This is a genomic window from Legionella sp. JM-2024 (genome assembly GCF_055389095.1).
This window is the reverse complement of sequence record NZ_AP039388.1, coordinates 1,779,676-1,792,402: the sequence shown is the minus strand read 5'-3', so window position 1 is coordinate 1,792,402 and position 12,727 is coordinate 1,779,676. Positions and strand designations below refer to the sequence as shown.

The window sequence follows — 12,727 nt, the reverse complement described above, 5'->3', positions numbered from 1 at the left end:
CAAGTGTCATTCTATCTTTTGAATATTGGTGTTGAACTAATAGTGTAGTAAAGTTCAACACCCATTATTTTGACTAGCTCCTTATTCCCATTCGTAGACTAAATGAAGATTAATAGCAAACTATTTTCTTAATCAGTGTCTCAATTATAAAAATTTCGACTTATTAAATTATATATTTAGTAAATAAGAATGGACATTCTATCTATTAATAGATAGAATGTCCTGATGAAACTCACAACAATGCAAGAAAAAATATTGAATACGGCAGAAAGCTTGATCCAGAAAATGGGTTATAATGCTTTTAGCTATAAAGATATTGCTGATGTGGTAGGCATTAAAACGTCTAGCATTCATTACTATTACCCAACTAAAGAAGACTTGGCTGCAGCAACAGTTGATTGGCAATTAAATCGATTGACACTATTTTTAAATGAGTTGAAATCGAATACCTCATTGTCTTTGCAGCAAAGACTACTGAATTTGGTAGAACAAGTATTGTCCCTAACTTTACATGATGAAATGAAAATGTGTTTGGGTGGCATGCTGGCATCAGATGTGATTTCATTACCAGAAAAAGTTAAGGTTAAGGTGCGTTTCTTTTTTAATGTTTTAGAGAAATGGATAAAAGAAGAGATTAGTAAAGGAAATTCTGATAAGACAACAGAGAATGTTTTGTTTCAATCTGACGATCTTCCAAGATATTTATTAGTACAATTGGAAGGGGGGTTATTAATGTCTAGATTATATGAGGATAATTCATATATAGAAACAGTAAAACATTTTATAAAAAGAGTATTTTAATTTTTTTACATAACAAATCTATCTACTGATAGATATACAAATGAGGAATCTATGAAAATTAAGCCTTTCTTGAAAACTTGTGCTCTAGCATTTGGAATAACAACTTTTAGCTATGCGAGTGACACAACCAGAACGATTAGTTCGGAAACTATTCAGAATGCCGCATATATAAAAATGATAAGTAAACCTAATTCAAGCTCAAATTTCGAGCAATTTATGAAGGATGGCGCCCAACTTATTCGACAAACTGAGCCCAATACAGTTTTTTGGTTTGCATTAAAAAAAGGTCATCAATTTGCTATATTTGATGTTTTTTTCAATATAAAAGGAAGAGAACAACATTTCGCTGGTCAAGTGGCTAATGCCCTAAAGAAAAATGCTTCGCAATTTGTACAAAGCGGATGGGAAGAGGGGGTTCTTCAGAATATAAGTAATTTTGATATCATTGCTTCCAACCACTTTATTAAAGATAAAGTTTTGACATCTAAAGAAGCATCTTATATTACCATTAAAGCAAAACCCGGTAAGAATCGTGACCTGGAACTGTTTTTCAAAGAAGCATCTCGACTGATCGATAAAACAGAACCCCAAACCTATTTCTGGGTAGCATTGAAAATTAACAAAGACAGTTATGCCATATTCGACGTTTTTCCTGATAAGGCTGCACAACAAAAACACTTTTCCAATAGAGTAGCATCGGAGCTACAGAAAAATGCTGAAAATTTGATTGTTGGAGGATGGGAAAAAGGTATAGTTGCTAATATACATAATTTTCAAATCATAGCTGTATCCTGATTTCTGCGCACCTCTGTGTGCGCTATTTACAATGCTGGGTCCTGAGGGGATTGAGGTAATGCATAACCCATTCACGAGCGAAAGAATGGGGCTTTTTCCATCTTTAACGAGTTATCGTTCCCTTAATGCCGATTGTTTCGCTTTAATGATTGGCTTAAGAATATACTGAAGAACTGATTTATGGCCGGTAAGAATGTCCACAGTGGCCTGCATACCAGGAATGATTGGCAAAGGATTTTTTGTTGTTCCCAGATGATTTTTCTCTGTGCGTACCTTCACCACATAGAAACTTTCTTCCTTCTTATCTGTTTCATCAACAATTGTATCAGCACTAATTTGTTCTACAACTCCTTCCAAGCCACCATAGATAGAAAAGTCATAAGCAGTAATTTTAACCATAGCTTTTTGACCAGGATGTATAAATCCAATATCAGAAGGGCGTATTTTTGCTTCAATTAATAAAGTATCATCGAGTGGTACGATTTCAATCAAATCACTGCCAGGTTGAATTACACCACCAATTGTCTTAATTTTAATTTGCTTTACGATACCATATACCGGTGAAAGAACTGTAGTTCGAGTTAACCGATCTTTATCGGCTTTATTTGCTTCAACTAATGCAAACAGCTCAGATCTAGCCTTATTTAATCTATCCAGTTGTTCTGATTTGAATTTATCAATGTTTCCTTTAATTTCACTTACAGTCCTTTCCAATCGAATAACTTCCACTTCAGAAACAGAACCACCTTTTAATAATGGTCGAGTCAAGTTTAATTCTTTTTGTGCTAACTCTAAAGCCGTTTCTAATTGATTTAATTCTCTCATGCGTGATTCATATAATGACATTTGATCTTGTACCAAATGAGGATAGGTCTTTGTAAAATTCTTTGGGAAAACTGGCTTTTGCTTATTAATTTGAGCATTAAGCCGTATAATTTCTATTTCCAATGCATCGATTTTCTTCTCTGCCTCTGCATAGCTGGACATAAATCGAGTATTATCAATTTGCATTAAAGTTTGATCCTTTTTGACTACCTCACCTTCCTTGACAAAAATATTCTGGACAATGCCACCCTCAAGGTTTTGTATAATTTGTACCTCACTAGAAGGAATCACTTTTCCTTCGCCTGTAGTGACTTCATCAAGTACTGCATAATTAGCCCAAATAATTGCTAAAACAATAAAAAGTAACGATGTCCATAAAATAATATGGGTAAAGGCTTTAGAACTGTGAGTTTTCTTCATATTGTTATTTCCTCACTGTTACCCCGGTTCTAAGCGCATTTAGAACGGCTTCTTTGCTGCCATCGGCTATTACTTTACCATTTTCCAAAACGATAATACGATTTACCAATTCAAGCATAGAAATCTTATGTGTTATTAAAATTAAAGTATGATTATCAGACAAATAGTTATTAAGGCGATTCTTAATTTGTTTCTCATTACTGTCATCCATTGCGGAAGTAGGCTCATCTAATAATATAATATTAGGACTCATTACTAAAGCCCGGGCAAGCGCCACAGATTGTCTTTGCCCACCAGACAATTCTGCTCCTTTTTCACCTACTTGCCTATCAAAACCTTTAGGGTGGTTATTTGTAAAACTCGTTACACCTGCTATTTCAGCAGCTTTTAAAAGGGCAGCGTCATTAATAAAAGGAGCACCAATGCAAATATTATCTCGTATACTTCCATAAAATAAGACCACATCCTGAGGAACATAACCGATTTGTTGGCGCAAGTCGTCAGGATTAATTTGTTTATAATCGGTGCCATCTATTAAAACAGTTCCCTCAGAAGGAATATACAGCTTCAATATTACTTTTCCCAGTGTTGATTTGCCTGAGCCAACTCGTCCAATGATTGCTACACGTTCACCAACATTAATTTTAAAATTAAGATTTTGCAGTACATTAATTTCATCATCCATGTAATGAAAAGATACTTGTTTAAATTCAATTTCACCTTTTAAAGCAGGTCTATGGAGATAACGAATATCATCCGTTATATCTGTATCAAGCTGCATCACTTTGTTCAGTGATTCCAGAGCATTAACCGATTGAAAATAGCGGGTAAATAACGTGGATACCTGCGCCATGGGCGCTAATGCTCTTCCAGTTAATATTGTACAGGCAATCAATCCTCCAGTAGTTAATTCACCTTCAGAAATCATATAGACACCAGCAATAATGATGGCAATAGTAGCAATTTGCTGAGCTAAATTAGTAATGCTAATGCTTGTATTTGCAACAAAATGTAATTGCATAGAATTTTTCGAGGCTTCATTAACTATTTTTTCCCATCGTGATTGCAAGAGTGATTCTGCCCCGGTTGTCTTGACAGTTTCAATTGTAGCTAAGGACTCAAATAGTGTTGCCTGTTTTTCAGCACCATATTGATAAGATTTTCTTGTCAGTCGAATTAAGGGCCATTGCAATAGTAAACCTATCAAAAAAATAGTTGGAAGTACTAAAAAAGGTATCCAAAACAAATTTCCACCTATCAGGTAAATAACAAAAAGAAAAATAAATACAAAAGGGAGATCAACAAGAACTGTCATTGTGGTGGAAGTGATAAAATCTCTAAACAGCTCAAATGATTGTACAGTATTAGCTAAAGAACCAACAGATCGGGGTCTAGTTGCCATACTCAGACCAAGAACTTGTTGAAATATTGAAGCTGAGAGCTCTATATCGCTGTGCTTATTTGCTACATCAATAAAATAAGAACGTAAACCTTTAAGCAACATATCAAAGATAAAAACCAAAGCGACGCCACTAGCAAGTACCCACATGGTTTCAATAGCATGATTTGGTACTACACGGTCATACACATTCATAGTAAATAATGGAATAATGAGTGCGAAAATATTAACGAGAAATGATGCAAGCAGAACTTCTGAATATAAAGGCCAAGATTTGATAACTACTTTCCAAAACCAGTTGTTTTGTTCTTTAGCAAAAGTTTCTTGCGATCTGGGAGTATGTTTAAATTGCTGCTCTACAAAAATAATTTGATCGCTTAATTCATCAGCGATCTGACTTAAATCAATTTGAACATCAGGTTGCTTTGGATCAAGAACTCTTCTTTTTCCATTATCATCTATTATCAGAAGTACAGCCTCACCATCTTTTTTAATTAATACCGATGGTATATTGGCATCATCAATTTGATCTGATTTCAAAGTTCTTACTTCTGAATCAAGAGAAGCCCTGGCAGCAGCACGTGAAAACATATCAACACTTAATTTATTATTCTGAAGTGGTAAACGTGCTATAAGTGAGGGAGGTGAGAATGGGTTTTGATAATATCTCGTTAATAAAACTAAGCAGGCTAACAGTGAGTCATCCTCAGCTATTTGACCTAAATCAATATGAGACCATGATTGTCTTCTGGGAGTAGTCATATGCTCTTAATGATTTTCTTTTAATAATTATTTTATTTAAGTATATACTCAAATAAAATAAAAGAGCGATACTTTACATTAAACCGAAAATTTAGGTTTTTTGAAAGGCTTGAGAGATTCTGATATTTGTTTATAAAGCTCGGGTAACCACCTCGGTTGAGCAAAGTTAGAGGTTGATGGCTTTTGATGACGTAAATCATTAGGAGCTATGATAACCTGGATGTTCTTAAGACCTACTCTTCTAGCTAAAATAAACAATTGATCAATAGCAAGATCACCTACAGCCAAACATCCCACAGATAAGTTTTTTCCATGGATAAAAATATTATTCCCCAACTCTTTTCTACCATCCATATAACCTTTTTGCCGATCAAAACTATTTGGATAGTTAATCATCATTGATAAGTGCATACTGCTAAATGGATTAAAATTAACCAGTTTATAAACACCTTCAGGAATTTGCTTATCATTTTCACGTAATTTAGGTCCTAAACGACCGCTAAAACCAGTTAATGGGAAATTATGAATATGTGTCCATGTTTGACTTGAATTCTTTGCCCACAGTTCGACCTTACGTTCTGACTTAAAAGCAAGTAGAGCTATTTCTCGGGGAGGGTAACTAACACCTGCTTTAGAGAAATAAGAAATCAATTGTGGTTCTACCTTTAGTCCATAGCGTCTTATAGCATTATCAACCGCTTTATCCCAATTAAGCTTAGGTGCCATTGCAAATAAATTAAAACAATAAAGGATAAACAATATTGAAATAAATCGTTTCATAGAAGCATTATACTTGTAAGATATACACATGGTATCAAATAATAAATAACAGAACAATTTGTTAAATTGCCGATTTAACTTTTCTTTTGTTGCAACAATAGCATTTGTTTTTTACTAGGTATTGATAATTGTGAAGCAATAAAATCAGGACTTATCGACAATCGACCAATCGATGGTATTAATCCATAGTGATTTGGGCAAAGATAATGTACTGCGCCATCTACTCCTACTTTATAAAAAATATACCTGTATGTACAATAATCAGGCTTTTCTAAAAGAGCCACCTGCATCACTGGTGTTCCAGTCAATCTATTTTCAATAAAGTATGCGTTCATCCACAGATTAATGACTACTAATAAACTTCCAATAACAATAAGAGATTGGAATAGGCTGCCTATAATTTTAAATGTTATATTATCCCTGCTTAAGTGCCATAAAATATAAATCAAGGATAAGCATAAAATAAATAAGTTGGCTGTATATATCGTCGCGTTTAGATAATTAAAATAACTCCCTAGAATCTCTCCTCCGGAAGTTTGATAATGTATGATTAATGAAATAAGACTGATCCACAATGAAGAGATAACATAATAAATTGCATTTCGCTTAATCCCAATAATTAAAAGAACTAAAGCAATTAATGGAAAGAGGCATTGAATAACTTTAGCCAAGATATGCATTGATTCTATCCCTTGTTATTTATGAGTTTGTTGGCTGAAAAAAAACATATATAGTTATATCAGTAATTTACATGTGTTACTAGCTCGTTAAGTAATAAATAAAGCAAGAACTTCTTACATTGAAAGCGAGCGAGTTTTATCATTTATTTTTTATCAGGAGAACAAATGGAGCAGTAGGAAAAATAGTGGTTTTTATCAAATTATCAGACAACTTAATTCGTCTCAGAGTAAAATCGTCCAGAGCAGGGATTATGTAAGACAGTGGATTTAAAACTGGTAGTAAATTGGTACTTTTCTTATTCTGCTTTAAGTTAAATATATTTTGGTGTATAGAACCTATCCACAAGGTGGTTTTTAGATTGGACAAATGATAATTTGATTCCCAAAGGGTCAAATCAAGTACCAAATTAGATTTTTTATCCAGGTAAGTCATAATTAGCCCAGGCCTTTTATTTTCAAATAATTGAGTCAACAAGGGAAGTTTAACCTCGGTGGAGGTATTATTCATTCGCATCAGCAATCTGGTAAAAAAAGTTTTGTCACTTTGTGGCTCCCATCCATATTCCTCCAGTTTATTTTGTAACAGATCCAAGTCACCAACGTATTGAATGTTCAAAAGACTTATTCGCTTTCCAATTCTATTTAGTCTGTATAAAGGTAAAATGGGTTTTTGCTGATCCCACCATTGCATTTCTGTCAGTGCAAACTTCTTTTGATAGGGCATATGATCATGTATCAATTCTTTGAAATTCATCGCCGTTGAGACCGCTGTGGAAAAAGCAATAACCATGAACAATGACACAAGCATAGTTAATGGGTGCCCGTTTTTTGAAATCGCAACGCTAGATCTTCTATATATTAAACAATGAATTAAACATATTTCAGCCCCTAATAAATAAGCTGCCAGAATGTCTGAAAACCAAAAATCACCCAGGTAGACATTGGCAAATCCGCTTAGCCCAAGCACAATTAATATAATTGTTTTAAAACTACTGGTTATCAATGAATACTTACTGTTTATATAGAATAAAATAAAACCATAAAAAGCAGTAGCAATAGAAATACTAATGGATGGAAAAGAGGAACCGGGTAAGGTAACTAATAATCCTTGCGGTCTAGGGCTATTAATTAAGTTTGTTAAAATTAAAGAGATAATACCACTGAACAAAACTATGCTGACTAAATAAACCGTAGCCCGGTAGTTTTTATGATAAATAAACCAGAAGCATGAAGTAATGAATAAACTGATTAATGTTAATTTGCTCGTTAATTGAGTGCATACAATAAAGAAAGCTTCTAATAAAGAACTATGAAAACTTTGCATGAAAAAATGTACTGGGACATTAATATAATCAAGTAATTGATCCTGAATCGTTAACATCACGAGCGTTAAAAAACAAAAGAAAATAATTAAAATGGTAAGTAATAAACCAACAGTAGGGTAATGATTTTCTTCACAAGCTGGAGTAATAACATAATATATTTTAGATAATCTTGAATTTACCTTGATTTTCAGCCAAAAACTATGCAAATTTCTTTTTAAAAATGAGTGCAACCTAATAAACAACCATTTGAGAACAAGGCTAACCAGCCAAATAACAGCAAGAATCACTAATATCAGTATAAATAGCCTTGTGGCGCCCTCTGCTGATAACTCATTCCCTGCAGCTCCAATCAATACTCCAGGCATAACATATAAAATAGACCACCCGATTGCAGAAAGTATGTTTGCAATGAGAAATCTCCACTGTTTCATATGCATTATTCCAGCAATAACCGGGATGATTGAGCGTAGTGGTCCAACAAAGCGACCGATTAGAACACTTTTTCCCCCATGACTTGCAAAAAAATCCTTACCGTACTTCAATAAACCCGGGTATTTTTTGAAAGGCCAAATTTCAACCAAATGCTCACTATAGTAATACCCTAAAAAGTAACTCAGACTATCGCCAGCAACAGCCCCCAAGGTAGCGGAAAGCAGTGTCAAATCGATGCGCATGATCCCTGATCCAGCTAATATTCCTATTGCAGTCATGGTGACAGAGCCAGGTATAATACTGCCTATTAGGGCTAAAGATTCACTTAAAGCAATTAGGAAAGTTATAAATAGAGACCAATGCGGGTTTACTTGCAGCCAATGAGTAAGCGGTTGTACATAATCTGCTAACAAATTCATAATATCCTATTATTTAAATTGATTCAAAAAATACTGTACAAAATGTTGACTTACTTCCTCTAGCTGAATATCAGGATGAAAATGACTCATCTGTGTCATTTCCATTTTAACAAAACCACACGGATTTATACCTAAAAATGGGCTTAAATCCATGTCCACATTTAATGCTATACCGTGATATGTACAGCCATTTTTTACCCTAAGTCCTATCGATGCAATTTTTTTGTCACCAATATAAACTCCGGGCGCCCCATGGCGTATATTTGCTGTAATTCTATAATGCTCCAAAACTAAAATTAATATTTCTTCCAATCTCGCCACTAAAGTTCTTATTCCCAAATTTCTGCGACGAATATCCATTAATACATAGGCCACCAATTGACCTGGCCCATGATATGTCACCTGTCCTCCACGATCTGATTGCACGATTTTTATGGAGTTACTATTGAGAATATGTTCTGGTTTGCCTGCCTGACCTTGAGTGTATACAGGATAATGTTCTAATAACCAGAGCTCATCTGAAGTATCACTATCACGTTTTTCAGTGAACACCTTCATCCGTTTCCATATTTCTGTGTAATCTTGTATACCTAAATTATGAGTTATCATCATAAAACCATTTTAACATCGGGATGTTGGGTCAACTCTTTATATAATGCATCCAGAGTTTTTTGGCTTTCAGCATACACAATAACAGTGATAGCTAAATAATTGTTTTTTTTGCTCATTTTATGGGTTATATGATTATCTTCAAAAGCAGGAAAATGATTAATAACGATTTGTTTTATTTCGCTGATAAATAATTCAGAATTAGTCCCAATAATTTTTATAGGGAAATGACAAGGGAATTCTATTAATGTTGTTTCTGTCATAATTTAACTTACTAGTTGTTGATAGGAATCATTAATTATTCGCCAATATTCACCAACTTTACCATCGTTAACTAAGGAATCATTAATCTTAGTGATAGGAAACACCTCCTTTGTAGTACTCGTCGCCCATACCTCTTTCGCTGCAAAAAGTTCTGAAGTATTAATTTCAGTTTCGATAAACTTTAAATCTAATTTTTTAATTATTTCAACGGTAACTTGGCGCGTGATCCCTGGTAAACAAAAATTATTCATGGGTGGAGTTTTAATGGTTCCATCTTTGGTAACAATAAAAATGTTGGTAGTGCTTCCTTCTGTAATTGTATCATTACGGACAAGAATTGAAGTATGGAAACCTTGAGATACTGCCTCATCATTCAATAAAATATTTGCGAGTAAGGAAGTGGTTTTTATATCGCATCTCATCCAGCGAATATCTTCTACCAGCTTAGCCCATAATCCTTTTTCTTTATCTTCCAAGGTAGGATATGTGTTATGGATAGTAAATGCGATAACTGTAGGTGTTATGGAGGAAGGAATATCATGTTTACGTGCGCCTTGATTCCCTCGGGTGACTTGAATATAAATTTGTAAATTGTCGCCATTATTCTCTAATATCAACCTATGAACTAAACCATACCAGTCATGTTCTGGTATAGTCATTTTAATTTTTTTCATATTTGAGATTAGTCGATCAATATGTTTATCAAAAAAGTAGGGCTTCCCATGATAAACGGGCAATACTTCATAAACCGAATCACCAAAAAGAAATCCTCGATCAAATATTGAAATTTTCGCGTCAGATAAACAACAATACTCGCCGTTAACAAATGCGATGTTCATTATGATAATACCCTATGAACCAAACCATCGCTTAAACGCTAAACGTATCGAGTCTTTGGTTCTGGTATAAAATCCACCTGACTCTACTGCTTGCAAAGCATAAAGAGGCTTGCTTGACACAACATTATTATCAAACTTCACCACTAAATCTCCTACTTTATCGCCTTTTTTAATGGGTGCTTGTAGGTAAGAGGGAACTTTAGTTGAAATATTTAGTCTTTGATATTGTCCCGCAGGTATCGTAATAAATTGATCCTCTGTCAAACCAACAGAGATTTTATCGGCAGCGCCTTTATAAAGAGGTAACTCTGAAATTGATTGTCCGGATTTATATAATTGATGTGTTTCAAAAAATCTAAACCCGTAGTTTAACAATTTTTCACTATCATCAGCCCGAACAGATTCACTTGGTTCCCCTAAAACTACTGCTAACAAACGCATATTGGTACGTTTTGCTGAAGATACCAGACAATATCCTGCCTCATTAGTATGTCCGGTTTTTATGCCATCAACTTGACTGTCTCTCCATAATAATCGATTTCGATTTGGTTGGCGTATTCCATTATAGGTAAACCATTTTTGTTTATACCAATCATAATATTGTGGGAAATCAAGTATTAACGCTCTACCCAAAATTGCTAAATCTTTGGCTGTTGTATATAAATTAGGATCGGGTAACCCTGTACTGTCTGTAAAATGACTATTTTTCATGCCTAAATTTTGAGCCTGCTGATTCATAATGTCAGTAAAGGCACTCTCTGTTCCGCCAAGATGCTCAGCCATAGCAACACAAGCATCGTTACCGGAATCTACAATGATACCTTTTAAGAGATTTTCAACAGAAACTTGTTCACCTTCCTTTATAAACATACGTGAACCGCCTGTTTTCCAGGCATCTCGACTGACTCTTACCATATCCGTTAAATGAGTTTGGCCGCTTAGCAGTGCATTAGAAATAACATATAAAGTCATCATTTTTGTTAAACTGGCTGGCGGGAGCTTTTCTTCGCTATTCTTTTCCGCAATAACTTTTCCGCTGTTCACGTCAATGAGAATATATGCCTTGGCATTAAGTGCAGGGGCAGCAGGGGTCGTAAAAGGCTTTGCTGTTACTGTAGGTGAGGTTTTTTGTAAATCAGAAGAGGATGGCAATTCCTCAGCCATGGAATTAGTAGATTGTACAAATAAAGTAATAAAAAATAATAGCGTCAATAGAAAAGACGTTGCTCTTGTCATGTTCTTACCTGATGTAGTTGCAAAATAAACGTATCTTATCACAGCCTTTTGCAGGCGGCCAAATAGCATATGAAAAATATTAATATTTTTTTAAAAATTTTAATTAATCGTGAATTAATTTAATCACACTTCGAAAATTCTTATTTTTTGGTAATATTAGCAATCATTAATAACAACAAGAAATATAGAAGAATATGCGCAAACTACTTATCGTTTTCTCAATATTTTTGGCAAGTTGTCAAACCACCCATGATAAGCCAGACCCTACAACAGGTAAACGTCAATCAGTTCCACCTAAAAATTCAATCTATGATCGATATAAAAATAAAACCAATCGTTATACGGTTGCGCAAGATAGTGCGCCCACACATCCTAAACAAATTAGCTTTAAAGAGCCTGTACCAGCAAAGGAACCATTAAGCAGATATGGTAATCCTTCGACATATTATGTTGATGGACGGGCTTATGAGGTCATGAGAAACTCTAGTGGATACAAAACTCGAGGAATTGCATCTTGGTATGGAACAAAATTTCATAAGCAACGCACATCTAGCGGCGAACCTTATAACATGTATGTCATGACAGCAGCTCATAAAACTTTACCTTTACCTACTTATATAAAAGTAAGAAACCTGGAAAATGGTAAAGAAGCAATAGTGAAGGTGAATGACAGAGGACCTTTTCATGGTAATCGGATCATAGACCTGTCTTATGCTGCAGCGATAAAATTAGGGATCTTCCCCAAAGGCACAGCGCATGTTGAAATAGAAACTTTAATGGGTCCAGCAGGACAAGCCCATTATTTCTTGCAAGCAGGAGCATTTTCAACAGAGACTTCGGCAAAACGTTTGAAAGAGAAATTAGTCCATATCACACCATCACCCGTGTTCATTGAACATTATAAAGAACATTATATTGTCCGAGTAGGGCCATTTGGTAATAAGCAAATGGCGGACAATCTCAAAGCTAAATTAGCCAACAATGGAATAAAAGGTTCCTTTTCAATATTGATTTAGCTTACTAAATCTATGGCAGGAATAATTTTTTTCTTTCAGGCACATAACCTGTCTTGAATTAAAAAATTAAGACAGGTATTAAGGTTTCTGTAATTGTTCACGCCCTTGTCATAATATAACCAGTT

The 12,727-nt window shown here is 34.6% G+C and carries 12 protein-coding genes; 3 read left to right on the top strand and 9 right to left on the bottom strand.

Annotated elements, in window-relative coordinates:
* Positions 1 to 225: 225 nt before the first annotated feature.
* Together ACZ5EK_RS07965 and ACZ5EK_RS07960 are read left to right on the top strand one after the other, a co-directional pair.
* Positions 226 to 801 carry a TetR/AcrR family transcriptional regulator gene (locus ACZ5EK_RS07965; RefSeq protein ID WP_464432413.1) on the top strand — a complete coding sequence of 192 codons (576 nt, stop codon included), beginning with the start codon at positions 226 to 228 and terminating at the stop codon, positions 799 to 801.
* Between the two features lie 51 nt (positions 802 to 852).
* Positions 853 to 1,596, top strand: a complete 744-nt coding sequence (locus ACZ5EK_RS07960) for a putative quinol monooxygenase (protein WP_464432412.1) — start codon at positions 853 to 855, stop codon at positions 1,594 to 1,596.
* A gap of 111 nt (positions 1,597 to 1,707) precedes the next feature.
* Here ACZ5EK_RS07960 and ACZ5EK_RS07955 read toward each other — a convergent pair whose 3' ends face one another.
* From ACZ5EK_RS07955 to ACZ5EK_RS07915, 9 genes are all read right to left on the bottom strand, one after another.
* Positions 1,708 to 2,841: an HlyD family type I secretion periplasmic adaptor subunit gene (locus ACZ5EK_RS07955; protein ID WP_464432411.1), complete on the bottom strand. Its 1,134-nt coding sequence runs from the start codon at positions 2,839 to 2,841 to the stop codon at positions 1,708 to 1,710.
* Positions 2,842 to 2,845: 4 nt separating this feature from the next.
* Positions 2,846 to 5,002, bottom strand: a complete 2,157-nt coding sequence (locus ACZ5EK_RS07950) for a type I secretion system permease/ATPase (RefSeq protein ID WP_464432410.1) — start codon at positions 5,000 to 5,002, stop codon at positions 2,846 to 2,848.
* Between the two features lie 78 nt (positions 5,003 to 5,080).
* Complete coding sequence (locus ACZ5EK_RS07945) at positions 5,081 to 5,782, bottom strand: L,D-transpeptidase family protein (RefSeq protein WP_464432409.1); 702 nt, start codon at positions 5,780 to 5,782, stop codon at positions 5,081 to 5,083.
* A 74-nt stretch (positions 5,783 to 5,856) separates the two neighbouring features.
* Positions 5,857 to 6,462 (bottom strand): type I secretion system protein LssZ, encoded by a 606-nt coding sequence (locus tag ACZ5EK_RS07940; RefSeq protein ID WP_464432408.1) that lies wholly within the window; start codon positions 6,460 to 6,462, stop codon positions 5,857 to 5,859.
* Positions 6,463 to 6,601: 139 nt separating this feature from the next.
* Positions 6,602 to 8,638: a bifunctional DedA family/phosphatase PAP2 family protein gene (locus ACZ5EK_RS07935; RefSeq protein ID WP_464432407.1), complete on the bottom strand. Its 2,037-nt coding sequence runs from the start codon at positions 8,636 to 8,638 to the stop codon at positions 6,602 to 6,604.
* 9 nt (positions 8,639 to 8,647) lie between these two features.
* Positions 8,648 to 9,247, bottom strand: coding sequence for a lipoyl(octanoyl) transferase LipB (gene lipB, locus ACZ5EK_RS07930; RefSeq protein WP_464432406.1), 600 nt, complete (start codon positions 9,245 to 9,247; stop codon positions 8,648 to 8,650).
* Positions 9,247 to 9,510, bottom strand: a complete 264-nt coding sequence (locus ACZ5EK_RS07925) for an HP0495 family protein (protein WP_464432405.1) — start codon at positions 9,508 to 9,510, stop codon at positions 9,247 to 9,249. The genes lipB and ACZ5EK_RS07925 overlap by 1 nt, the downstream gene beginning before the upstream one ends.
* Before the next feature lie 3 nt (positions 9,511 to 9,513).
* The gene (locus ACZ5EK_RS07920) at positions 9,514 to 10,350 is read right to left on the bottom strand and encodes a D-amino acid aminotransferase (protein WP_464432404.1); all 837 of its coding nucleotides are present in this window, start codon (positions 10,348 to 10,350) and stop codon (positions 9,514 to 9,516) included.
* Positions 10,351 to 10,362: 12 nt separating this feature from the next.
* Entirely contained in the window at positions 10,363 to 11,586 is a 1,224-nt protein-coding gene (locus tag ACZ5EK_RS07915) for a D-alanyl-D-alanine carboxypeptidase family protein (protein ID WP_464432403.1), read from the bottom strand.
* Positions 11,587 to 11,780: 194 nt separating this feature from the next.
* On the opposite strand from ACZ5EK_RS07915, the gene ACZ5EK_RS07910 reads away from it, so the two are divergent.
* Entirely contained in the window at positions 11,781 to 12,602 is an 822-nt protein-coding gene (locus ACZ5EK_RS07910) for a septal ring lytic transglycosylase RlpA family protein (protein WP_464432402.1), read from the top strand.
* Positions 12,603 to 12,727: the final 125 nt, after the last annotated feature.